Below are 22,372 nucleotides of genomic sequence, written 5' to 3'. Positions count from 1 at the left end.
CGTGACCAAGCAGATCTTCCTCGGCGCGTTCGAGGAGTTCACGCCGAACTTCATCAGCAACGCCTGGCACCACCCGCGCGGCGACACCCGCGACTTCGCCACCCTCGAGTACTGGCAGGACCTCTCCCGGAAGCTCGAGGACGCCGGCTTCGACTTCCTCTTCCTCGCCGAGGCGCTGGGCTACCCGATGAGCGGAGACGACGTCCCGGAGGTGGTGATCCGCGAGGCCGTGCAGGTCCCCGTCCACGATCCGCTCGCCCTCGTCGGCGCTCTCGCGGCGACCGTCGACCGCCTCGGCTTCGTCGTCACCGCCTCCACCACCGCGCAGCAGCCCTACCTCAACGCCCGCACCTTCACCACGCTCGACCACCTGACGAAGGGCCGCATCGCCTGGAACATCGTCACCTCCGACAACCAGGTCGCGCTCACCAAGCTCCTCGGGCACGACGGAGTCACGCCCCACGACGAGCGCTACCGCCGCGCGACCGAGTTCGTCGAGCTGTGCCTGAAGCTCTGGGAGGGCGCCTGGGAGGACGACGCGGTGATCTACGACAAGGCCACCCGCACCTACGCCGACCCCGCCAAGGTGCACCGCATCACCCACGAGGGCGAGTACTTCCGCTACGACGGCTACTTCCCGGCGATCCCGTCGGTGCAGCGCACCCCGCTGCTGCTGCAGGCGGGCACCTCCTCCGCCGGCCGCGCCTTCGCCGGCCGGTACGGCGAGTGCGTCTTCATCCAGGACCGCGACCTCGGCAAGGCCGCCGCCACCGTGGCCGACCTGCGGGCGAGGGCCGAGGCGAACGGCCGCGACCCGCGGCACATCACGGTCCTCCCCTCCGTCTCGATCATCGTCGGCGACACGGAGGAGGAGGCGGCCCGCCTGCGCGCCGAGCTCGACGCGACGCCCTCGCGCGAGGCCGCCGCCGCGCTGTTCATGGGGTGGAGCGGCGTCGACCTGATGTCGTTCCCGCTCGACGCGACCCTCGCCGAGGTGACGACCGAGGTCGGGCAGACCATGCTGGCGATGTTCCAGCAGCCCGAGTACAGCCCGACCGTCGCCGAGATCCTCGACGTGATCACGTCCTCGATCGGCGGCATGCGGGTCACCGGCACCGCGGAGTCCGTCGCCGATCAGCTGCAGGAGATCGTCGACCGGACCGACGTCGACGGCTTCCTGATCGAGTACACCTACGGCTCGTGGGAGACCTACCGGGACTTCGCCGAGCAGGTGATGCCGCTGCTGCGCGAGCGCGGAATGCTGCCCGGGACGCCCCGCTCCGGATCGATGCGCGAGCGGATCCTCGGCCGCGGCGTGCCCACGCTGCCGGCCGGGCACCCCGGCTCCGCGTTCCGCGCGGGCGAGGCGCGGTGACCCGCCTCGTCCGCCGCTGAGCCGGGTCCCGGCCGGCGGCCGGCGGACGCGCGCTCGGCTGGACCGTCACCGACGAGCGAGCCGCTCCCCTCCGGCGCGGGCCGGCGGCCGGACGGTCACGGTGCGGGTCCGAGCCCGGCCTGGAGGCGCAGCCCGTCGAGCAGCAGGTCGAGTCCGGAGCGGAACACGTCGAGGTCGTCGTGCGTCGCCATCTCGTCCGCGACCTGGTGGGTGAAGGGGAACTCCTCGGGGTCGAGGGCCCGCCAGCGGACGGCGAACAGGGCCAGGAACTCCAGCCGGTCCAGCCCGCTCTCGAGGAACTCCTTGGGCGGCGGCTGTGCGAGGTCGATCGCGACGCCGACGACGTAGCTCACGATCGACGACGCCGCGTGGAAGCGCTGCCGCGGCGTGAGGTCCAGCCTCATCAGCTGCTGGCCGATCCGCTCGTGCATCGCCATCGAGTTGGGCTGCAGGCCGTTGTTGCGGAGCATGAACTGGCCGAACCACGGCCGGCGGACGAACTCGTCGAACAGCGCGAGGGCCAGGGCGCGCAGGTTCGCCACGGGGTCGGCACCGTGCGTGAGCGGCTCGCTGTCCTCGAGGACCCGGCCCATCACCTCCTCGGTCGCCCGGTCGAGCAGCTCGTCGCGGCTCGAGACGTACCAGTAGATGCTCGCCACCCCGCCGCCGAGCCGTGCCGCCAGAGCCCGGAAGGTCAGCGCCGGCTCCCCCGCTTCGTCGAGGATCGCGATCGCCTCGGCGAGCACCGTGTCGAGCGAGTGCGACGCCCGCCGCCGACCCCGCGCACGGTCGGGCGGCGCACTGCCGCGCTCGGTCTCCTTCGATCGATCCGCAGGCATGTCTTGCATCTTATCGAACGTGGTTCTATGTTATCGAACGTCGTCCGATTCTCGTACGGCGTTCGATTGAAAGGTCCGCCATGAGCTCCCTCGTCGCCGTCTCCACCAAGCCCCCCGCCTACACCTCGCTGCGCGCCGCGGCGCTCCCCCTGGCCGCGCTCTGCCTGGCCTTCTTCGTCGAGATGGTCGACAACACGCTGCTCTCGATCGCGCTGCCTACGATCGGGCGATCGCTCGACAGCGGGACGGCCGGACTGCAGTGGGTGACGGGCGCCTACTCCCTCACCTTCGGCGGTCTGCTGCTGGTCGCCGGCTCGGCCGCCGACCGGTTCGGCCGGCGGCGCGTGCTGCTGACCGGCCTCGCGGCCTTCGGCCTGATCAGCCTGGCCGTCGTGTTCGTCACCGACATCGGCCACCTCATCGCGCTGCGGGCGCTGCTCGGAGCCGCCGCTGCGGCCATGGCGCCCGTCACGATGTCACTGATCTTCCGCCTCTTCGACGACGAGAAGCTGCGCATGCGCTCGATCACGATCGTGATGATCGTCGGCATGTCCGGATTCGTCCTCGGCCCGATCCTGGGCGGCACGGTCCTCAGCCACTTCAGCTGGCAGTGGCTCCTGGTCGTCAACGCGCCGATCGCGCTGATCGCCTGGATCGGCGTCCGCGCCGGCGTGCAGGCCGACCGGCGCGCCGATCTCACCTCCGAGCGGCTCGACCTCCCCGGCGCCGCCCTCGCCGTCACGGCGATCGGGCTCGGCTGCTACACCCTCACCAGCGGCGTGCAGGACGGCTGGCTCTCGCTCGTCACGATCGCCTGCGCCCTCGGCACGGTCGCCGCGATCGTCGGCTTCGTCCTCCGCGAGCGGCGCGCGGCCTCGCCGATGCTCGACCTCGCGCTCCTGCGCACCGGACCCGTCCGAGGCGCGGCGCTCACGCAGCTCGCCGCCTCGATCGCGTTCGCCAGCGTCCTGTTCGGTCTGATCCTGCACTTCCAGTACGCGTACGGCTGGAGCCCGATGCAGGCCGGCCTGGCGAACCTGCCGATCATCGTCACGATGATCGCCGCGACGCCGATCGCGGAACGGCTCGCCGCCCGCCTCGGCCACCGCCTCGCCTGCCTCGTCGGCACGGCACTGCTGGTGGGCTCGCTGCTCGGCCTGGCCTGGGCGGTGGACCACGGCTACCTCGCGATCGCCGCGATGATGGTCCTGCTGACGATCGGCCTGCGGACGATCATGACCATCTGCGCGGTCGCCCTGATCGAGGCGATGGACGAGAACCGCACCTCCCTCGGCGCCGCCCTCAACGACACCTCCCAGGAGCTCGGCACCAGCCTCGGCACCGCCGTCGTCGGCACCCTGGTCGCCGCTCTGGTCACCGAGGCCCTCCCGTCCGGCGCCTGGAGCTCCGACCTCGTCCAGTCCTTCTTCGCCGGCGAGCGGATCATCTACGCGGCCGTGGCCGTCCTCGTCGGCGTGATCGCGACGATCGGCTCGCTCTCCCTGACCGACTCGCGGGCCACGGAGGAGCCGGCGCCGTCCGAGACCGCCCGCACCGCGGACTGATCCCGGACCGCGGCGGCTCCCGACCGCTCGGACCGTCAGCCGCGCTGAGCCAGCGCCGCGGCCAGGGCGGAGCTCGAGGCCGCCGAGCTGCCGATGCGCCAGTCGACCTCCTTGTCGTGATCGAACCAGACCACGCCGGTGACGTCGGGCTGAGCGCCGAGGTAGGCCACGAGCGCCGAGTTCCAGGCGGCCTTCGAGCCGCCCGACTCCGCGGACGCCGTCTCCGCGATCAGGATCGGCACCCCGGGCGCCAGTGCTCGGAGCTGAGCGAGACCGTCGCCGAAGAGCGCGGACGGCTCGGTCCAGCTGCTCCAGGAGGCCGCGGTGCCCCAGTTGTACCCGTCGAGCGCCACCACGTCCACGTACGACGCCCCGGGGTAGAGACCCGGGAGCGCGGTCGAGCCGGCGTACGGGATGTTCGGGCTCCACACCCACGACACGTTCGAGGCGCCCTGCGCGGAGACCACGTCGTGCACGTGCCTCCAGGCGGCCGCGAAGGAGCCGGGCGCATTGCCGTTCACCCCCTCCGACCACGGGTACCAGTCGCCGTTCATCTCGTGCGCGTACCGCAGGAGCACCGGCTTCCCCCACGAGGCGAGCGCCGCACCCCACTCCCGGAGGAAGGGGTCGAAGTCGCCCGCCAGGATGCGGGCGTTGGAGTACGCGGGCTGCGCGACCCCGCCGCCCCAGCGCCAGGGCTCCCAGGTGACCAGGCTCGTGGCGCCCCGGCTGGCGACGCTGTCGAGCCCGGCGATCGGAGGCGCCTGGCCGAAGTCCTGATAGGAGAGGACGATCGACGGGCTCTCGCCCACGAGCCGGGCGACGGCGTCGAGCTCGCTGTTCGCCGCGGCACCTCCGGGGGTCGAGACGCCGAAGCGCAGGCGCGAGGTCCGCTGCGGAGGGACCGCCGTCGGCGTGCTCGTCGTCGCTCCCGGACCGGCCGTCGTCGAGGCCCCGCTCTCGGTCACTGTGAAGGGTGCCGAGGCGACGCGCCCCGCGACCGACGCGGACACGGTCAGCACTCCCGCGGTCGTCGCCGGGACGACGACGATCGCGGAGAACGAACCGGCGGCGGTCGTGCTGAAGACCGTCCTCGCGGATCCCGCGGACACCGCTCCCTGCGTCTTCTTCGCGAACCCGGTGCCGGAGACCGTCACCGAGGTGCCGACCGGTCCGCTCGAGGGCGACAGCGAGAGCGTCGCGGTCGCCGCCGAGGCGGGAGGGGCGGGGACCGTCAGCGCGCCGAGCAGCACGAGCAGGCCGAGGAGGAGAGCGGGAAGAGCGCGCGGAACGGCCATGACGTCTGGCTCCTTCGGGCAGCCGATGGTGGTCCTTCGAACCCTAGGGACGCAGCGCTCGCCCCCTCGGCGGCGAGCACCCCGCGTGCGGGGACCGGCGACCGGGAGCATTGCTCCGCCGCCGTCTGCGGCGCGGCGCCGCCGTCACAGGGCGGGCAGGGCGATCCGGGCGTCGTCCCTCCTCCCGGCGTGCAGGCGCTGCACGAGGGTGCGGAGGATCGTGGCCGTCACCAGCCGGTCGGCGACGCCGCGAGCGGCCAGTCCGAGGCGCGTGCGGGGGTAGGCGAAGCGGACGAGAGCCCGGGGCGTGCGTCCGACCCGGTCGGCGAGGGGCCGCATCCACTGCTCGTAGGCGGCGAACGCGGCCGCCGGGTCGGCTGCCGCGGTGGGCGCCGCGAGCGCGGCGGCGAGGGCGTAGCCGCCGATCAGCGCGAGGGAGGCGCCGCCGCCGCCCATCAGGGTCACGCACCAGGCCGCGTCGCCGACGAGGGCGACCCGGCCGCGGTGCCACCGGTCGACGCGGATCTGAGTGAGCTGGTCGAAGTAGAGGTCGTCGGCGTTCTCGAAGGCGTCGAGGACCCGGGGCGCCTGCCAGCCGACCCCCGCGTAGCGCGCCCGCACGCGGGCGAGGGCCTCCGCGCGGTCGACGCCGAGGAGGTCCTCCCCCGGCGCGTAGGCGAGGATCGCGCGGGTGGTGCCGTGGTTGTCGGGACGCAGGTGCACCGATCGGCCGCCGATCGCGTTGAACCAGCGCCACGTCCGATCGTCCGACGCGGTCCGGGGGATGGTCCCCACCGCCATCGTGATGCCGAGGTCGCGGCGGTGGATCGAGGCGGCGGGGAAGAGCCGGTCGCGCGTCGTCGACCGCGCGCCCTCCGCCACGACGAGGACGTCCGCCTCCAGGCGCCGCCCCGCCGTCGTGGCGATGCTCACCCCGGTGGCGTGCTCCTGGACGTCCGCGACCGTGTCCGCGTAGACCACCTCGACGTCCTGGACGGCGTCGAGGACGATCCTCGCGAGATCGCCGCGCAGCACCTCGAGCTCCGCCGTCGCGCCCTCCGGACCGTCGGAGGGGAGGGTCGCGCGCACAGCTCCGTCGGCGTCGACGACGACCGTGCCCGTCTCGGTCGTGGTGGCCGCTCGCACGGCGTCGAGGAGCCCCATCCGCTCCAGGACGTCCTTCGCGAGTCCGCGGACGTCGACGTTCTGCCCGCCGTCGCGGAACCGCGGCGCGCGCTCGAGGACGATGACGTCCCAGCCCGCCCGCCGGAGCCAGAACGCCGTGGACAGTCCGGCGATGCTCGCTCCGGACACGACCGCGCGGGGGCGGGTCTGCTGGTCCGTCATGGGGATCCTCTCGCTCGAGCCCGGCTACTCAAAGCGAACACCGGTGCTGTTTGCGACACTAACAGACCGGATACGCTGTTTGCATGCCTCGGCTCAAGGACAGCACCCGCCTGGAGCGGCGCCGCCGGATCGCGGCGGCCGCCCTGGACTGCTTCGCGGAGAACGGCATCGCCGGCACGACGATGGCGGACATCATCCGGGCGTCCGGCCTGTCCTCCGGAGCGATCTACTCCCACTTCGACAGCAAGGCCGATCTGCTGCGGTACGTGATGTCGACGATGCTCGAGGAGCGCTTCACCGCGATCGGCGACGCCCCGGAGGCCGCGCCCGCGCCCACGCCGGAGGCGCTCGTCGCGCGCCTGCTCGACGGGGCGGCCGCCGACCGCTCGCGGACGTCCGTGCTCGTGCAGGTCTGGGGCGAGATCGCGCGGGACGGCGACCTCGCCGCCGTGGCCGAGGAGAACCTGGCGCACCTGCGGACGCTCCTCGTCGGCGGCCTCCGGCCCTGGGCGGAGCAGCGCGACGGCGCGGAGCTCGGGCTCGCGACGGCGACGCGGACCGCCGACCTGGTGATCGCCGTCTCGTTCGGCTACGCGACGCTGCTCGCCCTGCGGCCCTCCGTCGACCCCGAGGAGCTGCGCGGCCACCTCCTCGGCGCCCTCCGCCTGTCCGGCTGATCCCCCGCCGGCGCGGCGTCCTGCCCGGCCGGCTCCCCGGCGGGCCAGGAGCGGCGGGCGAGGACGGCCCCGAGCAGGGCGAGGACCAGGAGCGCGGCGGCGGCGCCGGGGAGGCTGACGGCGCCGATCCAGCCGGCGAGGGGGTAGGTGATGAGGAAGCAGGCGTGGGAGAGGGAGAACTGCGCGGTGTAGATCGCGCTGCGGTTCTCCTCCGTCGCCGCCCGCATCAGCAGTCGCGAGGAGGGCGTGCCGATGAGGGAGTTCCCGGCGCCGAGGACCGCCCAGGTCGCCAGGAGCAGCCACCAGGCGCCCGGCCACGTTGCGGAGAGGAGGGTCATCGCGATCGCGAGGGCGAGGCCGGTGATCGCGAGGACGCTGCCGGCGAGCATGACCCGCCGGTCGCCGTACCGGTCGATCAGCCGCGGGACGTTCAGGGCGACGAGGAGGGAGCCGCCGCCGTAGCAGGCGAGCGCGAGGGCGAGGCTGGAGTCGCCGAGCGCGAACACGTCGCGGGCGTAGACGACGGTGTTGACGAGCACGAGCGCGGTCGCGGCGCCGACGGTGAGGTTCAGGCCCATCAGGAACCGCAGCGACGGGGTGCGGGCGAACACGCGGACGCCGGCGGTGGTCCGCTGCCAGAGGTTCCCGGGGGCGGCGACCTCGGGCCGGCCCGGCAGCCGTGTCGTCACGACGAGGATCGCGGAGCAGAGGAAGCCGATGACGGTGCCGAGGAAGAGGTTGCTGGAGCTGATCACCGTCAGCAGGACCGCCGCGAGGATCGGGCTGACCAGCGCCTCGAGGTCGTAGGCGAGTCGGGAGAGGGAGAGCGCCTTCGTGTACTCGCGCTCGTCCGGAAGCACCACCGGGATGAGGGACTGGAACGCGGGCGTGAACGTCGCGGACGCGGCCTGGAGGACGAACACCAGGACGTAGATCTGCCAGACGTCCGTCAGGAACGGCAGCGACAGCGCGACGGCGGCGCGGATCAGGTCGGCGCCGACGAGGACGACCTTCTTCGGCAGGCGGTGCACGAGCGCCGCGATGACGGGGGCGACGCCGACGTAGGCGACCATCTTGATCGTCAGCGCCGTTCCGAGGACGGCGCCCGCCTGCGCGCCGGCGAGGTCGTAGGCGAGCAGGCCGAGCGCGACGGTGAGCAGACCCGTCCCGATCAGCGCGATCACCTGAGCGGCGAACAGCGAGCGGTAGGCGCGGGAGCGCAGAACGGACAGCACGCGAGGACTCCTGACGTCGGGACGCCCCAGCCTATACCTGCACGATCGTGAAGGTATGCAGGTTCGCAGCATCATCCGCAGGCACCTCGGGAGAGGGCAGGATCCCCACCGGCACCCGTGACAGGATCGGCACATGAAGGACGACCGCGCCCCGGACGAGCAGGACAGCCAGTACGTCGAGCTCGCCGTCGAGGTCTTCGCGATGCTCGCGGACGCCACCCGCGTCCGCATCGTCCTCGCGCTGAGCGACGGCGAGCGCTCCGTCACCGAGCTCGCGACCCTCGTCGACAAGAGCCCCACCGCCGTCTCGCAGCACCTCGCGAAGCTCCGCCTCGCCCGCATGGTCACCACCCGCCACGACGGGACCCGCGTCTTCTACCGCCTCGTCGACGAGCACGCCCGCCGCCTCGTCACCGACGCGATCCACCAGGCGGAGCACTCCGTCGAGACCCTCCCCCGCCACCACCGCGCCGGCCCCGGTGCGAGCGCCGACGCCGACCGGCGCGCCGGGATCGCTCGACCCGTCTGAAGCCCCGCCGCTCGTCGACTCGCGGCGTCAGTCTCCGCGCACCAGTGCGTGCAGCGACCGCGTCATGCTCTCGACGAAGGCGTCTCGGGTGGCGTCGTCCACGAGGGCGAGCGAGAGGTACGGGTTGAGGTCCTCCAGTTCGACGAGCAGCAGCTCGCCCTCCCGGGTGCGGCAGGCGTCCACCCGCTGGACGCCGTGCTCGACGTCGTTCCAGTCGACGAAGCGCTGCGCGAAGTCCCAGTCGGCTCGGGTCGCGTCGTACGGCTCGAGTCGCCAGCGCGCGGCCGGATCCGGAGCGAAGAGCGCGTACTGCGGTGTCCGGTCCACGAAGCAGAACGAGATCTCGTGCGCGAAGTCGATGCGGGGCTGCAGGAGGCGGCCCTCGAGGTCGAGCCCCGGAAGGTCGTCGCGCGTCACGAACGCGAGGCCCAGGGAGTCGGCGCCGAACCGCGGCTTGACCACGAACTCCTGCACCGCCGGCAGCCGGTCCAGCTCGCTCAGGTCGTCGACCGTGGGGATGACCGGGTAGCCGGCGGTGAACAGGTCGAGCAGGTACTGCTTGCCGATCTGGTCGGCCTTGCCGCGGAGGTCGGTGAACACCGGGACTCCGCTCGCTCGGATCGCGGCCCGGAGCGCCTCGTACCCGGCCAGGTCGTGGATCACCGGACCGCTGTTGCGGACCACGACGAGGTCGAAGCGGTCCAGGAGGCGGCGGGCGGCCGAGGGGTGGCAGATCGCGACGTCGAAGTCCCCGCCGAGGCGCGCGGACAGGTCGATGTCCTCGTCGCAGTACCGGCGCCCCTCGGCCTGGTAGCCCAGGTCGCTGACGTAGAGGAGGCGGGGACGGGTCGCGTCGGTCACGAGCAGCAGCTTCCTCCGGCGGATCCGATGTCGGTGGAGCACACGCCGGTCTCGGGGAGCACGAGCTGCACCCGCCGAGCCGCGGCGTGGTCGCCCGCGAGCTCGTCCGCGATCGAGCGGACCTGCTCGTAGCCGGTGACGAGCAGGAACGTCGGCGCTCTGCCGTACGACTTCATCCCGGCGATGGAGAAGTTCGGCTCGGGGTGCGCGAGCTCGGCGACGCCGTGCGGGTCGACCGTGCCGCAGGAGTGCAGGTTCGGGTCGATCAGCGTCGCGAGCGCGCGCGGCGCCTCCACGATCTCGTCCAGGGAGACGCGGATCTCGCGCAGCATGCCGAGGTCGGGCCGGAACCCGGTGGCCTGCACGACGACGTCGGCCTCGATGCTCTCGCGCTCCTTCCGGCGCCGCCCCATCACGGTGACACCGCCGGAGGGCGCCTTCTCGAGGCGGTCGATCTCGAAGCGGTCCAGGAGGCTGATCGCACCGTCGCGGACGAGCCGGTGGAGCGGGTGCGGTCCATGCCCTCGCGGGTCACGGCGGTCACCCGGGAGCGGTAGCGGATGACCGGGGCGAGCTGCGGCGCTCGTCGGCGCGGGGTGGGACGGTCAGGAGCATCGCCATGGCGGGATCCTCGGCTCGTCGGGTCAGCGGCCGGCGGGCAGCAGCTCGGCCAGCAGCGCCTCGACGCGGGCCTTGATGTCGTCGCGGATCGGACGGACCTCGTCGAGCGACTTGCCCTTGGGGTCCGTGAGCGACCAGTCCTCGTAGCGCTTGCCGGGGAAGATCGGGCAGACGTCGCCGCAGCCCATGGTGATCACGGCGTCCGACTCGCGCACCTGCTCGGTGGTCATCAGCGTGGGCACGGCCTGCGAGATGTCGATGCCCTCCTCCGCCATCGCCGCGATCGCCATCGGGTTGATCTGGTCGCCGGGCTCGGACCCGCCGGAGAGCACCTCGACAGCGCCGTTCGAGAGGGCGCGCATGTAGCCGGCGGCCATCTGCGAGCGTCCCGCGTTGTGGATGCAGACGAAGAGGACGGTGGGGGCGGTCATCGGAACTCCTGGGCGTCGACGGAACGGGGCGGCCGCATCGATCTCCGTCGATGCAGGCACGGCCGACTATATCGACACGCGTCGATCCATGGGAAGATGGGGCATGGCCGTTCTCGAGATGCTCCCCCTGACGGACGTCGCCGCCTGCTGCGCACCGCTGACCCGCGAGGCGATGAGCACGGAGAACGCCGAGAAGCTCGCCCGCTCGCTGCGCGCGATCGCGGACCCCGCGCGGCTGCGACTGATCTCGATGATCGCCGCCCACGACGGCCAGGAAGCGTGCGTGTGCGACCTCACCGAGCCGCTCGGACTCGGCCAGTCCACCGTCTCGCACCACCTGAAGGTCCTCGTCGACGCCGGGATCCTGACCCGCGACAAGCGGGGGACCTGGGCCTACTACCGCCTCGTCCCCGGCGCCCTCGACTCCCTCGCGGCGCTCATCGCCGCCGCCTGACGTCGCGGCGATGCGACCCGGAGCGGCGTGAGAACGCCGCCCCCGCGCACCTCGATCCAAGGCGACCTCGTCGGGCTGGTGACGCTCGTCCCGCCTCCCCTGGTCGGGCTCCTGCCGCAGTGATCGCAGCGGCAGTGGTCCCGGCCGTCCGATTCCGGACATGACCGCTAGAGGGCATTGCCCCCGCGACCGGCACCTGTCACGGTCGCAGAGCGACCGACGACGGTCCACCGACGCGAACGACCGGAGTTCTGATGAGCGATCCCCTCCTGACCGACGACAGCACGAGCGAGATGACGCCCGAGGTGCTGGCCGCGTTCAGCGACGCCTGGAGCCGCCACGACCTCGAGGCGCTGATGAGCCACGTCACCGACGACTGCGTCTACGGCGCGTCCGTCGGTCCCGAGCCCGGCCGGACCTGGTCCGGCAAGGAGCAGGTCCGCGAGGGCTTCGCGCTCATGCTCGCCTTCGACACCGGGCAGGAGCGGCACGAGGAGGGCGAGCCCCTCATCTCCGGAACCCGCGGGGCCGCCACCTGGTCCTTCACCGGGACCGGACCGGACGGCGCACCCCAGGTCACGCGCGGCTGCGACATCTACGAGTTCCGCGGCGGGAAGATCGCCCGGAAGGACGCGTTCCGGAAGGTCTACCAGGCCGACGCGCCCTCCGACTGACGCAGGACGCGCCGTCCGGCTGACGCGTGCAGGGCGGAGGATGGCCGGGTGAACCGCACCGATCGTCTCTACGGCCTCGTCGAGGAGCTGCGGGCGGTCTCGCCCCGGCCGCGGAGCGCGCGTCGCCTCGCCGAGCGGTTCGAGGTGTCGGTGCGGACCATCGAGCGGGACCTCTCCGCGCTGCAGCAGTCGGGTCTGCCGATCTGGGCGGAGCCCGGCCGGACGGGCGGGTACGTCATCGACGCGTCCGCGACACTCGGCCCGGCGGGATTCACGCTGGACGAGGCCCTCGCGGTGCTGATCGGCCTCGGTGCGCTGCAGCGCAGTCCCTTCCGTCACGCCGCCCGGAGCGCCGCCCGCAAGGTGCTCGCGGTCATGCCGGAGGGGGACGCCGCACGCGCGGGTGCGGTCGCGTCGCGGGTGTACTTCCTCGAGGGCGGAGAGGACGCGGCCGTTCCCGCGGAGTTCGCGGCGGCTCTCCGAGCGGACCGGGTCGTGCGGCTGCGCTACCGGGACGGCAGCGGCGCGGAGTCCGTCCGCGACGTCGAACCGCTCGGCTCGATCGGGAAGGACGGCCAGTGGTACCTGATCGCGTGGTGCCGGCTGCGGGACGGGGTGCGGGCGTTCCGGGGTGACCGGATGCTGTCGGTCGAGGTGACCGGGGAGCGGCCTCCGCAGCGCGCCCTCCGCGTCGAGGACCTCGCGATCCAGGACGGGCGGCTGCGGTCCGTCCTCGGCGACTGACGCTGCGCCGGCGAGCTCCCGGAAACACCGACAGGACGGTGTCGCGACGACCGGCGAGGCTGGGGCCCTCCCGTCATCCGCTCCCGTCACCGGGCTCACCGAAGGAATCCCATGTCGTTCGCCTCCGTCCGCATCATCACCGACGACCTCGACGGCCTCGTCGCCTTCTACGAGCGGGTCACCGGCCGGCCCGCCGAGCGCCCGGCACCCGTCTTCGCGCAGTTCAGCGGACCGGGTGGAACCCTCGCGATCGCCGCCGCGGGGACCGTCGCGATGCTCGACGGAGCCCTCACCCCCGCGACGAACCGCTCCGTCCTCCTCGAGTTCGAGGTGGCCGACGTCGACGGCGCCTTCGCCGCGCTCGGACTCTCCGGCGAGGACGTGGTGCTCGAGCCGACCACCATGCCGTGGGGCAACCGCTCCGCCCTCGTCCGCGATCCGGACGGCACGGTCGTGAACCTGTTCAGCAGGCCCGCCCGGTCTTGACTCCGACGCTGCGTCAACCCGCGGCGCCTGATCGATCCTCCGCGCAGGAGGACCGGCGACCCGCGACGGGGATGATCGCCCGAAGCAGCCAGCGGAGTCGCGGGCGACCAGCGTGTCATCGCGCTCCAGACAGAGCCTGCCTCCGGCCGCTCCGATGGCGACGACGAGTTGCTCCAGGCAGCGTCGGCGACGGACGACCTCCCCGCCGAGACCGCGCGGAGCTCGGAAGATCGTCACCGTGAGCTCGAGCGTGCAGAACGTGTCGAGGAGGAGCCGCTTGCGCGACTCGTTCTCCTGCTTCATGTGGAGGCGATGCTGTCCAGGAAGGAGCAGGGAGCGGACCGCGCGTCGAGCTTCCACAGCACCTCGGGGGACGATCGCCGCCGCTCTGAGGAGGTAGTCCTTCGCCTTCGATCCGTCGACGAAGAAGGAGGCGGCGCTCACGCCCCGTCCTCGGCGGGAGACGGCCCGCCGCAGCACCTCAGCGAACGGCGATCACAGCCCCCGAACCTCGTCCCCGACACGAACGCACTCTCTCGCCCGCCCGAGCAGATCGGAGATCGCAGACACAGAAGCGACGAAACGGCACAGCAGAAACATCGACGTCACGCCCCGGACCACCGCAACCCGAGAAGAAACTCGCCGCCCCGATGAACGCCGACCCCGATGCGCCGGTACACCTCTGCGAGTCGCCGATCGCCGGCGACCGAGAGTCTCAAGGAGTACCCGATGAACAGGACGTTCAAGGTCGGCATCACCGCTGTCGCCGTCGCGAGTGTGATGGCCGTGGCCCCCGTGCTGGCCGGTGCGAGCAGTGTCGCTCCCGCCGTCGCGACCAGCGATTCCAGCAGCGCGCTGGTCAGCGCCGCCCGCTCGGTGGCCGCCAAGCTGCGCGTCGTCGGTCTCGCCGACGGCGGCACGACGCTCGTGCAGTTCAACCCCACCAAGCCCGGAACGGTCACCGGCAGGGTCGCCGTCACCGGTCTCACCGGCGGCGACACCTCGCTCGTCGGCATCGACTACCGCGTCCAGGACGGCAAGCTCTACGGCGTCGGGAACACCGCGGCGAGCGCCGGCGTCTACTCCATCGACACGTCCACGGGCGTGGCCACCCCGGTCACCCGGCTCACCGTCACGCTGAGCGGCTCGACCTTCGGCGTCGACTTCAACCCCGCCGCCAACGCGCTCCGCGTGATCAGCGACACCGGCCAGAACCTCCGCCAGCCGTTCGCCACCCCCGGTGCCGCGACGGTCGCCGACGGCGCGCTGAGCTACGCCGCGCCCGCCGTCGCCACCGGCGTCAACGGGGCCGCGTACACGAACAACGATCTCGACCCGAACACCGCGACGACCCTCTTCGTCCTCGACACGGCGCTCGACCAGATCGCGATCCAGTCCCCCGCCAACGCCGGCACGCTGGCGCCGACCGGGAAGCTCGGCGTCGATGCCGCGGGTGTCACCGGCTTCGACATCTACTCCGTCCTCCGCAACGGCGGCTCCATCGCCTCGATCGGCCTCGCCGCCGTCAACGGGTCGCTCTACGAGGTCGGCGTGCTCAACGGCACGGCCACCCGACTCGGCACCATCGGCGCGGACGTCACCGACATCGCGATCCCGCTCGTCCAGCGCTGACCCGGACCCGGCGGCGTCCTGATGATCGGCCTCGGCGGCACCCTCGCGCTCACGGGGTCCACGAGCTGACGGGGTCCACGAGCCGATCGCCGCGATCCTGCTCCCGCCCGGTCCGGGCAGCACGAAGGCCCGCTCCCGAGTCCGGGGGCGGGCCTTCGTGGTCGGGAGCGTCCCGGGGCGGTGGCTACACGCCGCGGCTGGCCCAGACGGCACGGCCGAGTGCGTCGTACTCGACGAGGTTGCCGTCGTTCTGCATGACGAGGCGGAAGGGGCCCCCGCCGAAGAACGCGGGCTCGGTGCCCCAGTGACCCTTCCCCTCGCCGGACTCGGGCGCGTAGATGGTCAGGTAGCCGTCGAGGTCGAGGCCGAGGACGCTGTCGGGAATCGAGGTGCCGGAGGACCAGTCGGCGCCGCGGGGTCCGTAGACGACGAAGTTGCCGTCGCGCTGCATGACGGCCCGCCAGGCGCCGCTCGTCGAGGTCAGCTGCTCATCGATGAGAAGGAAGCCCTCCGGCAGGGTGTCGCGCCGGAGCTGACCGTCACTGCTCCAGATCATCTGGCGGGGCGACGCGATGACGAGGTTCCCGCCCGGGTTCAGGTTGAGCGTGGCGCCGGGGTTGCCGGCGGTTCCGGAGGACCACTTCACCGAGCTGTCGCCGCCGTAGATCACGGCATTGCCGTCGGTCTGCATGACGAGGGTGTTGCCGACCCCGCTCGTTCCGGTCGACCACAGCACGGAGCCGCCGCTGTAGACGACGAAGTTGCCGTCGGCCTGCAGGATCGCGCGGCTCGGTCCGGCGGTGAGCTGCTCGTCGGCGAACAGGGTCTGACCGGATCCGAGGGTCGGCGCGTCGGGAGCGGCGATGCGGCCGTTCACGCTGCTCGCCCAAGCGGGGGAGCCGCTGTAGCGGTAGACGACGAGGTTGCCGTCGTCCTGGATCCACAGCGAAGAACTGAAGTCGTTCGTGCCGGTGAACCAGACGGGGCGGCCGGCGGCGTCGTAGATGACGAGGTTGCCGTCGGTCTGCATGACCAGGCGCTCACCGCGGCCCTGGGTGCCGGAGCTCCAGGTCGCGCGGCCGGCGCTGTAGACGACCGCGTTGCCGTCGTCCTGGAGGACGAAGCGGACGGCGCCGTTCGCGGAGAGGAGTCCCTGTCCCTTGACGAGCTCCGACCCGGGGCTGAGGCTGGCGGGCTCGTAGACGGCCGCCGAGACGGCGGCCTCCGTCGACAGCGGCGCGGTCGCCGCGAAGGCCGGGGCCGCGCCGGCGAACAGGCTGCCGGTCAGCGCCAGCGCGGCGAGTCCGGAGACGAGGGGACGGGAGAGGGAAGGCGTCATCGCGATGCTCTTTCGGTCGGTGGTGGGTGGTGGGAGACGGGCGATCGAGCGCCGATCCCCACCTGCCCCGGTCCGGCGGGGCCGGACGGAGGAGCGCGGTCCGCGGGCTCGCAGCACAACTGTCCGATGTCTATCAGCGCGGCGCCCGGGGGCGCATCCCCCGTCCGGCGGGCGCCGGTCTCAGGCGCGTCACGACCGCGGCACGGCGACGACCCCGAGACGACCGGTTCCGGCGCCCGGATCACTCGCGGTCGAGCCAGTCGGTGATCGCGCCGACCACCCGGTCGAGATCGGACTCGAGCAGGAAGTGCCCGCCGTCGACGAGCTCGACCCGTGCGTGGGGCGCGTCGCGCGTGAAGGCCTGAGCGCCGGCCGCGGCGAAGATCTCGTCGTTGCGCCCCCAGACGGCGAGGACGGGGACCCCGGATGTGCGGAGCCAGGCCTGCACGGCGGGGTACAGCTCGCGGTTGGCGGCGTAGTCGCGGAAGAGGGCCAGCTGCACATCGTCCTGCCCGGGGCGGGCGAGGAGCGCGAGGTCGTGCTCCCAGGCGTCCGGATCGACGGCGGTGGGGTCGGTGACCCCGTGGGTGTACTGCCACTCGACGGCCTCGCGGCCGAGGGCCGGCCTGAGGGCCTCGCGCGTCGCGTCGGTCCGCTCAGCGGCGTCCGCCCAGATCGGGTCCCAGAAGCCGGGGACGAAGCCCTCCTCGTAGGCGTTGCCGTTCTGCGAGATCACGCCGACGACCGCCGCGGAGTCGGCGAGGGCGAGGCGCCAGCCGACGGGGGCCCCGTAGTCCTGGACGTAGATCGTGTACCGGGAGACCCCGATGGTCTCGAGGAAGCGGCCGGTCGTCTCGGCCAGGGCCGCGAAGGTGTAGTCGAAGTCGTCGACGGAGGGCGCGGACGAGCGTCCGAAGCCGAGGTGGTCCGGCGCGATGACGCGGAAGCGCCCCGCGAGGGCGGGAATCAGGTGGCGGAACATGTGCGAGCTGCTCGGGTATCCGTGCAGCAGCAGGAGGACGGGGGCGTCGACGGGCCCGGCCTCCCGCCAGAAGACGTCGAGCCCTCCCACGGAGACGGTGCGGTGATGGACGGTGACCATGGCTAACCCTTTCAAGTAGATTTACTGGTTAGCAGGACGCTAGCATGGACGAACGGGCCACTCGGCGCGGGAGAGCGGGGAGCGATGGACCGGGACGAGGAGCTGCTCCTGGCGGTGCTGAACAGCGCGCCCGTGGTCGACGGCCGGCCGACGGACGACCTCGGTGACGCGTCCGGGCGGGAGCTCGCGCGACGGTGGGGCGGCGTCGGCACCGAGCACGAGCTCGAGCGGCTGCGCAGTGCCCGCGACGCGCTCCAGGCCGTCGTGCGCTCGGGCGCACCCACGGCCGTGGCGGAGCTCTCGGGCGTGATCGCCGAAGCCGTGCGCACCCCGCGCGTCACCGCTGAGGGTGTCGAGTGGGAGCTGAGCGCTCCCGAGGCCGATCGCCTCGCGGTGGAGGCGGTCCTCGCCTGGTCGACCGTCAGCGCCCGGTTCCCGGGGCGGCTCCGCGCGTGCGCGAACGACGAGTGCAACCTCTTCCTCCTCGACCGCAGCCGGCCCGGCACCGCGAAGTGGTGCTCGATGGCCACCTGCGGCAACCGGATGAAGGCCCGCGCGCACGCGAACCGGTCGCGGGGCTGACAGCGGCCGTCTGCACCGGCACCGGGCGCGGCGTCGGGCGAGGACGACCACCGGCCGCGCCCGAGGCGGACGGGGCTGCGTGATCGAGGGCTACCCCGACCTGGCCTTCGCCGACCAGAACAGCAGCACCGTCGACGTCGACCTCGTGCGCGGCGGCTCCTTCATGACCGAGGACGCCGGTCCGGTGCGGGTCGAGATCCCGGCGGGCGCGGAGGTGGCCGTGACCGGCTGGGCGCTGCGGCCGATCGGCGAGAACACGACGCCGTGAGCCGCCGCGCGGGCGGACGCCCGCGGCGGATCGCGCGGCCTCAGTCGTGCAGCGTCGCCCGGGGGTACTCGCCGAAGCGGCGCGCGTAGGAGGCGGAGAAGCGGCCCAGGTGCGCGAAGCCCCACCGGTGCGCGACCTCCGCGACGGAGAGGACTCCCGCCTGGCCGGCGCGGAGCTCCTCCCGGACGCGGTCGAGGCGGATGCGGCGCAGGTAGTCGAGCGGGCTGAGCTCCAGCTCGCGGCGGAAGAGGGCCTGCAGGCCGCGCAGGCTCAGCCCGGCGGCCGCGGCGACGTCCTCGACGTGCAGGGGCACGTGGGCGTGGGCGTGCAGGTACTCGATGGCGGCGCGCAGCTTGGCGGTCGAGGGCAGCGCGATCTCCGCGGGGACGGCGAGGGCGACGTGGGGGAAGGTCTCGAGCAGCGCGATCGCGGCGGTGCGGTTCGCCTCGCGGCGCAGCAGCTCCGGGCTGTCGGCGCTGTAGACGATGCGGGCGACGGTCGCGACGGTCGCTCCCCACCTCTGCAGGGCGTCGCCGGTGGGGCGGGCGCGGGTGTCGAACAGCAGCGGACCGGTGGCGCCCTCGTGCTCGGCGGCGACGCGCTCGAGGAAGGCGCCGTCGAAGTGCATCAGGTTCTGGCGGTAGTCGGTGAAGTCGAACTCCGCGGGCCGGTTGTTCACCAGCACGGCCGGCTGCCCGTGCGCGAGGAGCACCGCGTCGCGGCCGAGGTCGGTCGCGCCGGAGCCGGCGGTGAGCCAGGAGACGATGTACTCGCCCTCGGTGAGGATCGAGCCGTGGACCGAGCCTGCGAAGAGGCTCCCGCGCAGGGTCAGCTCGTCGTCGCCGATGGAGGAGTAGCGGTAGGAGAAGCTCGGCACCGTCGGCTCGACGCTGAATCCGGCGCCGTTGTACTCGCCCTGCAGCAGTGCGCGCGCCTGATCGACGTCGGTGCCGGTCACCTCGGAGCGCCGCACGCGCCCGCAATCCTCGTTCATCGGGGTCAGTTTTCCACGTCGGCCGACGCCGCCCGCCGCCCGTGCGTTTCTCGGACAGTCGGTCGGTCAGCGCTGCAGGGTACGGCTCGGATACTCGCCGAAGCGCGCGGCGTAGGCGCCGGAGAAGCGGCCGAGGTGGGTGAAGCCCCAGTCGCGGGCGATGTCGGCGACGGTGGCGTCCGCCGGGTCGGCGAGCAGCAGATCGGTGCGCGCCCGGTCGAGGCGCACGTCGCGGAGGTACTGCAGCGGCGTCGTGCCGAGGACCCGCTGGAAGGCGACCTGCAGTCCGCGCACGCTGAGGTGCGCGGCGGCGGCGATCTCGAGCGGACCGAGCGCGAGGTGCGCGTTCTCCTGGACGAACTCCGCGGCGGTGCGCACGCTCGCGTTCCGCGGGGCGAGCAGCACCTCGGGCAGCACCGCGGCCTCCGGCGGGTACAGCTCGAGGAAGGCGGCCGCCCCGCGGCGGGAGAGGCGGTCCCAGAGCAGCGGCGTCACGCGCCAGGAGCGGACGGCGGTGGAGATCTCGGTGATCGCGGCGTGCCAGCGGTCGGCGGCCGCCGGGTCGACCGGCCGGAGGTGGTCGAAGCGGAGCGGCCCGCGCAGGCCCCGCTCGCGGGCGATGCGGTCGACGTGGTCGCGGCCCAGGTGCACGAGCTTCTGGTCGTAGTCGGTGAACGAGAACTCGAACGACCGGTAGGCGGGGAACAGCAGGGGGACGCCGCGCCGCTGCGGGATCGCGTCGCGCTCGACGTCGACGACCGAGCTGCCGGCGACGAGCCACTGCACGATGTAGTCGTCGCCGACGGGGATGTCGCCGACGTTGGTGCCCTGCATCTGCGAGGTCCGCAGGGTCATCGCCGCGTCGCCGAGAGCGGCGTAGCGGTACGAGAACGGGGCCGCGGAGGGGGTCACCGTCCAGTCGGTGCCGGCGTAGAAGCCGCGGAGCACGCTCGGCGCGCGCTCGACGTCGCTGCCGACGGCCTCGATGCGGATGCCGCCCTGGTCCTCGAGCGGGGTCGTGGGCGTCGGCTCGGGTGTCACGACGCCGCCTCGAGCGCCGGTCGACGCCGCCGAGCCGTCGGCTCGCACCCGAGTCGCTGCGACATCCGATCTCCCCCTGCGCTGTCCCACCGGGAGAGCCGACCTCCCGAACGCGGGCGGCCGGCGGGGTGCGGCCGACGGACAGCCGGCCCGAGCAGGAGGGTGAGCGACGATTTTATCCCGTCCCGCCGACGAACGGCTCACCGGGGGGTGGGGGCGACGCCGGGCCCGGGCCCGATCTCGCAGGCCGAACCGCCCGGCGCCTAGGCTCGCGGAATGGCGAGGCGGAGGGTGTCGGAGCGCGCGCAGGCGCTCCTCCTCGCGCGGCCGTGGACGCTGGCCGTGCTCAGCGGGGTGTTCGTGGCGATGATCGTCGTCCTCGGCTCGGACGTCGGCTGGGATCCGACCGCGGTCGTCGGCGGCGGCCGGCGGCACGCGCCGCTCTGGCTGGTGGCGGGCATCGGGCTGCCGTTCTTCGGCGCCGGAGTCGTCGTCGGCGTCGGCGTCGTGAAGCAGATCGGTCTCGTGCGGAGGCGGCGCGCCGCACACCGCGCGCCGAGCCCCGACGCCGAGCGGCTGCGCCGGGACGGACCGGGCTGGCTGAGCCGCCGCGAGGACGAGGCGCGCGAGCGAGCGGAGGCCGCCCCTGCCCGCAGCCGGCGCGCGGGGCGAGCAGCCCGGCGCAGAGGCGCAGAGAGAGCAGGCAGCAGCCGGCGCTGATCGCGTCGCCCGCGACGGCGCCCCACGCGGAGTGGCCGTCTCGAGATCGACCCTCCGTCAGAACGGCGCGGGCGCGTCGTCGAAGCGCGGCCGCGGCGGCGGGTCGGGCGGCCGCCCGGGCAGTGGCGGCGGCCGGTTGCTGATGCGCCGTCCGGTCGGCGTCGTCCAGACGATCTCCCCGCCGTCGCCCTTCGCGTACGTCCACCGGTCGCCGTGCCGGAGGTGGTGGTGGCTGGTGCAGAGCGACACGAGGTTCTCCAGCGACGTCTCCCCGCCGTGGCGCCACTCGATCGTGTGATCGGCCTCACTGGTGCTGGCGGGACGGGTGCAGCCCGCGAACCGGCAGGTCTGATCCCGCAGCTGCAGGTGCAGGCGCATCTGCGGCGGCGGGACGCGCCACGTCCGCCCGACGGAGACGACGGCGCCGGTGTCCGGATCGGTGAGCACCCGGGTGAACGAGGCGGCGGTCCGGATCAGCTCGCGGGCGATGACCGCGGGGACGGGGCCGTAGCCGTCGAGGTCCGCGGGAGCGTCGTCGAGGCCGACGGCGGTGGACGCGGCGAGCGTCAGCCGCACCTCGGCGCGCACACCGGGGACGGACGTCGGATCGGGGCGGTGCTCGGCGTCGGGAGTGGTGCCGAGGATGTCGCCGTCGCAGAGGAGGTCGACCGCCGCGTCGGCGCTCAGCTGCTGCAGCGTGCGCGGGTCGCCGTCGTCTCGGAGCGTGCGGGCGATGCGCCGCAGCCGGTCGTACGCACCCGTCACTGCCGGTGCGGGAGCGTGGAGGCTGAGCGTCGCCATCCCGTCGACGTCCGGGGTCACCCAGACCGCGCGATCCTCCCGGGCTCGTGCGTACCGCTCGGCGAGCGGCTGCTCGTGCAGCTCCTCCCTCCAGCGGCGCAGGGCTCGGCGCAGCTGCGTGAGCGTCATCGACGGCGCCGCTTCGGCGGCGTACTCGTCGAGCGCGGCGCGGGAGGCTTCGGGGAGGCTGCTGGCGGTGGCGCAGATCGCCTCGCCCTCCTCCCAGTGCAGCCGTGCCTGGGCGAGCAGCGCGCGCGTGAGCGGCAGGTGCTCGATCAGCAGCTGCGCGTTCTCGAGGCGCCGGGCGATCACCTGCTCGGGCAGGCCCTCCGCGACCGCGAGCTCGGCGCGGATCGAGCGCTCGACGAGATCGCGGGTCTCGCTGCGGGTCGCGCCGCGCGCGTACGCGCCCGAGTCGGCGAGGGCCTCGAGGTGGCCGGCGTAGAGCTCTTCCGCCTCCGCCAGGCGCAGCGGCGCGGCGGCACGCGCGAATGCGGCGGCGCGGTCGCCTCGCCCGCGCACGCCGGCGGGTGCCGCGTCGTCCGATCCGCTGTCCGTCATACGAGTATTGAACCAGCGACCACTGACACCGGGGGCGGCGAGCGACTCCGGCGGGACGATCGGGGCCTGAAGTCGGCGTGTGGAGGAGCCCTGCGCTCGCGGGCGGGTCTCGAGACGCCCCTGTGGGGCTGCTCGACCAGCTCGCCCCCTCCACCCGGACCACGGGGAAGGGGTA

General features: G+C 73.1%; 23 protein-coding genes and 1 pseudogene. 12 read left to right on the top strand and 12 right to left on the bottom strand.

Going from position 1 to position 22,372, the window contains the following annotated elements:
* Window position 1 precedes the first annotated feature (1 nt).
* The gene (locus HRK28_RS15600) at window positions 2-1,375 is read left to right on the top strand and encodes an NtaA/DmoA family FMN-dependent monooxygenase (RefSeq protein ID WP_173252264.1); all 1,374 of its coding nucleotides are present in this window, start codon (window positions 2-4) and stop codon (window positions 1,373-1,375) included.
* A 116-nt stretch (window positions 1,376-1,491) separates the two neighbouring features.
* Here the strand turns inward: HRK28_RS15600 and HRK28_RS15595 are convergent, their stop codons facing one another.
* The gene (locus HRK28_RS15595) at window positions 1,492-2,235 is read right to left on the bottom strand and encodes a TetR/AcrR family transcriptional regulator (protein ID WP_173252263.1); all 744 of its coding nucleotides are present in this window, start codon (window positions 2,233-2,235) and stop codon (window positions 1,492-1,494) included.
* Between the two features lie 80 nt (window positions 2,236-2,315).
* Between HRK28_RS15595 and HRK28_RS15590 the strand changes: the two genes are divergently transcribed.
* Window positions 2,316-3,800 carry an MFS transporter gene (locus tag HRK28_RS15590; protein WP_173252262.1) on the top strand — a complete coding sequence of 495 codons (1,485 nt, stop codon included), beginning with the start codon at window positions 2,316-2,318 and terminating at the stop codon, window positions 3,798-3,800.
* A gap of 35 nt (window positions 3,801-3,835) precedes the next feature.
* On the opposite strand, the gene HRK28_RS15585 is transcribed toward HRK28_RS15590, so the two are convergent.
* Entirely contained in the window at window positions 3,836-5,098 is a 1,263-nt protein-coding gene (locus HRK28_RS15585) for a glycosyl hydrolase (protein ID WP_173252261.1), read from the bottom strand.
* 144 nt (window positions 5,099-5,242) lie between these two features.
* Entirely contained in the window at window positions 5,243-6,445 is a 1,203-nt protein-coding gene (locus tag HRK28_RS15580) for an FAD-dependent monooxygenase (protein ID WP_173252260.1), read from the bottom strand.
* Between the two features lie 83 nt (window positions 6,446-6,528).
* On the opposite strand from HRK28_RS15580, the gene HRK28_RS15575 reads away from it, so the two are divergent.
* Complete coding sequence (locus HRK28_RS15575) at window positions 6,529-7,122, top strand: TetR/AcrR family transcriptional regulator (protein ID WP_160086399.1); 594 nt, start codon at window positions 6,529-6,531, stop codon at window positions 7,120-7,122.
* Here the strand turns inward: HRK28_RS15575 and HRK28_RS15570 are convergent.
* Complete coding sequence (locus tag HRK28_RS15570) at window positions 7,035-8,357, bottom strand: MFS transporter (RefSeq protein WP_173252259.1); 1,323 nt, start codon at window positions 8,355-8,357, stop codon at window positions 7,035-7,037. The two genes, HRK28_RS15575 and HRK28_RS15570, sit on opposite strands and share 88 nt — an antisense overlap.
* A 133-nt stretch (window positions 8,358-8,490) precedes the next feature.
* On the opposite strand from HRK28_RS15570, the gene HRK28_RS15565 reads away from it, so the two are divergent.
* The gene (locus tag HRK28_RS15565; protein WP_173252258.1) at window positions 8,491-8,886 is read left to right on the top strand and encodes a metalloregulator ArsR/SmtB family transcription factor; all 396 of its coding nucleotides are present in this window, start codon (window positions 8,491-8,493) and stop codon (window positions 8,884-8,886) included.
* Window positions 8,887-8,913: 27 nt separating this feature from the next.
* On the opposite strand, the gene HRK28_RS15560 is transcribed toward HRK28_RS15565, so the two are convergent.
* The 3 genes and pseudogenes from HRK28_RS15560 to HRK28_RS15550 form a co-directional block, all read right to left on the bottom strand.
* Window positions 8,914-9,747 carry a hypothetical protein gene (locus HRK28_RS15560; RefSeq protein WP_173252257.1) on the bottom strand — a complete coding sequence of 278 codons (834 nt, stop codon included), beginning with the start codon at window positions 9,745-9,747 and terminating at the stop codon, window positions 8,914-8,916.
* Window positions 9,744-10,133 (bottom strand): annotated as a pseudogene (locus HRK28_RS15555) (flavoprotein); the annotation flags it as partial. The pseudogene HRK28_RS15555 and the gene HRK28_RS15560, both read right to left, overlap by 4 nt.
* Before the next feature lie 258 nt (window positions 10,134-10,391).
* On the bottom strand, window positions 10,392-10,799 hold the full coding sequence (locus HRK28_RS15550; protein WP_160086391.1) for an arsenate reductase ArsC: 408 nt from the start codon (window positions 10,797-10,799) through the stop codon (window positions 10,392-10,394).
* Between the two features lie 103 nt (window positions 10,800-10,902).
* Between HRK28_RS15550 and HRK28_RS15545 the strand changes: the two genes are divergently transcribed.
* From HRK28_RS15545 to HRK28_RS15525, 5 genes are all read left to right on the top strand, one after another.
* Window positions 10,903-11,253 (top strand): metalloregulator ArsR/SmtB family transcription factor, encoded by a 351-nt coding sequence (locus HRK28_RS15545; protein ID WP_173252256.1) that lies wholly within the window; start codon window positions 10,903-10,905, stop codon window positions 11,251-11,253.
* Between the two features lie 254 nt (window positions 11,254-11,507).
* On the top strand, window positions 11,508-11,927 hold the full coding sequence (locus HRK28_RS15540) for a nuclear transport factor 2 family protein (RefSeq protein ID WP_160086387.1): 420 nt from the start codon (window positions 11,508-11,510) through the stop codon (window positions 11,925-11,927).
* Between the two features lie 48 nt (window positions 11,928-11,975).
* Window positions 11,976-12,671, top strand: coding sequence for a YafY family protein (locus HRK28_RS15535; protein ID WP_160086385.1), 696 nt, complete (start codon window positions 11,976-11,978; stop codon window positions 12,669-12,671).
* A gap of 111 nt (window positions 12,672-12,782) precedes the next feature.
* Window positions 12,783-13,157: a VOC family protein gene (locus HRK28_RS15530; RefSeq protein WP_160086383.1), complete on the top strand. Its 375-nt coding sequence runs from the start codon at window positions 12,783-12,785 to the stop codon at window positions 13,155-13,157.
* A 729-nt stretch (window positions 13,158-13,886) separates the two neighbouring features.
* The gene (locus HRK28_RS15525; protein ID WP_217274805.1) at window positions 13,887-14,789 is read left to right on the top strand and encodes a DUF4394 domain-containing protein; all 903 of its coding nucleotides are present in this window, start codon (window positions 13,887-13,889) and stop codon (window positions 14,787-14,789) included.
* A gap of 184 nt (window positions 14,790-14,973) precedes the next feature.
* Here HRK28_RS15525 and HRK28_RS15520 read toward each other — a convergent pair whose 3' ends face one another.
* Both HRK28_RS15520 and HRK28_RS15515 read right to left on the bottom strand, forming a co-directional pair.
* Window positions 14,974-16,128: a hypothetical protein gene (locus HRK28_RS15520; RefSeq protein WP_173252255.1), complete on the bottom strand. Its 1,155-nt coding sequence runs from the start codon at window positions 16,126-16,128 to the stop codon at window positions 14,974-14,976.
* Between the two features lie 241 nt (window positions 16,129-16,369).
* Window positions 16,370-17,230, bottom strand: a complete 861-nt coding sequence (locus HRK28_RS15515; RefSeq protein ID WP_173252254.1) for an alpha/beta fold hydrolase — start codon at window positions 17,228-17,230, stop codon at window positions 16,370-16,372.
* Window positions 17,231-17,314: 84 nt separating this feature from the next.
* On the opposite strand from HRK28_RS15515, the gene HRK28_RS15510 reads away from it, so the two are divergent.
* Together HRK28_RS15510 and HRK28_RS15505 are read left to right on the top strand one after the other, a co-directional pair.
* The gene (locus HRK28_RS15510; protein WP_173252253.1) at window positions 17,315-17,812 is read left to right on the top strand and encodes a CGNR zinc finger domain-containing protein; all 498 of its coding nucleotides are present in this window, start codon (window positions 17,315-17,317) and stop codon (window positions 17,810-17,812) included.
* 79 nt (window positions 17,813-17,891) lie between these two features.
* Window positions 17,892-18,080, top strand: coding sequence for a hypothetical protein (locus tag HRK28_RS15505; protein ID WP_173252252.1), 189 nt, complete (start codon window positions 17,892-17,894; stop codon window positions 18,078-18,080).
* A 40-nt stretch (window positions 18,081-18,120) separates the two neighbouring features.
* On the opposite strand, the gene HRK28_RS15500 is transcribed toward HRK28_RS15505, so the two are convergent.
* Window positions 18,121-19,074, bottom strand: a complete 954-nt coding sequence (locus tag HRK28_RS15500) for a helix-turn-helix transcriptional regulator (protein ID WP_173252251.1) — start codon at window positions 19,072-19,074, stop codon at window positions 18,121-18,123.
* A 66-nt stretch (window positions 19,075-19,140) separates the two neighbouring features.
* Window positions 19,141-20,115 (bottom strand): helix-turn-helix domain-containing protein, encoded by a 975-nt coding sequence (locus tag HRK28_RS15495; RefSeq protein WP_173252250.1) that lies wholly within the window; start codon window positions 20,113-20,115, stop codon window positions 19,141-19,143.
* Between the two features lie 276 nt (window positions 20,116-20,391).
* Here HRK28_RS15495 and HRK28_RS15490 point away from each other — a divergent pair, with 276 nt between their 5' ends.
* Window positions 20,392-20,835 (top strand): hypothetical protein, encoded by a 444-nt coding sequence (locus HRK28_RS15490; protein ID WP_173252249.1) that lies wholly within the window; start codon window positions 20,392-20,394, stop codon window positions 20,833-20,835.
* A 57-nt stretch (window positions 20,836-20,892) separates the two neighbouring features.
* Here the strand turns inward: HRK28_RS15490 and HRK28_RS15485 are convergent, their stop codons facing one another.
* On the bottom strand, window positions 20,893-22,197 hold the full coding sequence (locus tag HRK28_RS15485) for an HNH endonuclease signature motif containing protein (RefSeq protein ID WP_173252248.1): 1,305 nt from the start codon (window positions 22,195-22,197) through the stop codon (window positions 20,893-20,895).
* Between the last annotated feature and the right edge of the window lie 175 nt (window positions 22,198-22,372).

This window comes from Rathayibacter sp. VKM Ac-2835 (genome assembly GCF_013266705.1).
Lineage (GTDB): Bacteria > Actinomycetota > Actinomycetes > Actinomycetales > Microbacteriaceae > Rathayibacter.
The sequence above is the reverse complement of the archived record's forward strand: the minus strand, read 5'-3'. Positions and strand labels throughout refer to the sequence as shown.

Bases quoted from the DNA above. Each gene is read 5' to 3' on its own strand.
- HRK28_RS15595 (WP_173252263.1), bottom strand. From the start codon at position 2,235: ATGCCTGCGGATCGATCGAAGGAGACCGAGCGCGGCAGTGCGCCGCCC.
- HRK28_RS15590 (WP_173252262.1), top strand. From the start codon at position 2,316: ATGAGCTCCCTCGTCGCCGTCTCCACCAAGCCCCCCGCCTACACCTCG.
- HRK28_RS15585 (WP_173252261.1), bottom strand. From the start codon at position 5,098: ATGGCCGTTCCGCGCGCTCTTCCCGCTCTCCTCCTCGGCCTGCTCGTG.
- HRK28_RS15580 (WP_173252260.1), bottom strand. From the start codon at position 6,445: ATGACGGACCAGCAGACCCGCCCCCGCGCGGTCGTGTCCGGAGCGAGC.
- HRK28_RS15575 (WP_160086399.1), top strand. From the start codon at position 6,529: ATGCCTCGGCTCAAGGACAGCACCCGCCTGGAGCGGCGCCGCCGGATC.
- HRK28_RS15565 (WP_173252258.1), top strand. From the start codon at position 8,491: ATGAAGGACGACCGCGCCCCGGACGAGCAGGACAGCCAGTACGTCGAG.
- HRK28_RS15550 (WP_160086391.1), bottom strand. From the start codon at position 10,799: ATGACCGCCCCCACCGTCCTCTTCGTCTGCATCCACAACGCGGGACGC.
- HRK28_RS15545 (WP_173252256.1), top strand. From the start codon at position 10,903: ATGGCCGTTCTCGAGATGCTCCCCCTGACGGACGTCGCCGCCTGCTGC.
- HRK28_RS15540 (WP_160086387.1), top strand. From the start codon at position 11,508: ATGAGCGATCCCCTCCTGACCGACGACAGCACGAGCGAGATGACGCCC.
- HRK28_RS15530 (WP_160086383.1), top strand. From the start codon at position 12,783: ATGTCGTTCGCCTCCGTCCGCATCATCACCGACGACCTCGACGGCCTC.
- HRK28_RS15525 (WP_217274805.1), top strand. From the start codon at position 13,887: ATGAACAGGACGTTCAAGGTCGGCATCACCGCTGTCGCCGTCGCGAGT.
- HRK28_RS15520 (WP_173252255.1), bottom strand. From the start codon at position 16,128: ATGACGCCTTCCCTCTCCCGTCCCCTCGTCTCCGGACTCGCCGCGCTG.
- HRK28_RS15515 (WP_173252254.1), bottom strand. From the start codon at position 17,230: ATGGTCACCGTCCATCACCGCACCGTCTCCGTGGGAGGGCTCGACGTC.
- HRK28_RS15510 (WP_173252253.1), top strand. From the start codon at position 17,315: ATGGACCGGGACGAGGAGCTGCTCCTGGCGGTGCTGAACAGCGCGCCC.
- HRK28_RS15500 (WP_173252251.1), bottom strand. From the start codon at position 19,074: ATGAACGAGGATTGCGGGCGCGTGCGGCGCTCCGAGGTGACCGGCACC.
- HRK28_RS15490 (WP_173252249.1), top strand. From the start codon at position 20,392: ATGGCGAGGCGGAGGGTGTCGGAGCGCGCGCAGGCGCTCCTCCTCGCG.
- HRK28_RS15485 (WP_173252248.1), bottom strand. From the start codon at position 22,197: ATGACGGACAGCGGATCGGACGACGCGGCACCCGCCGGCGTGCGCGGG.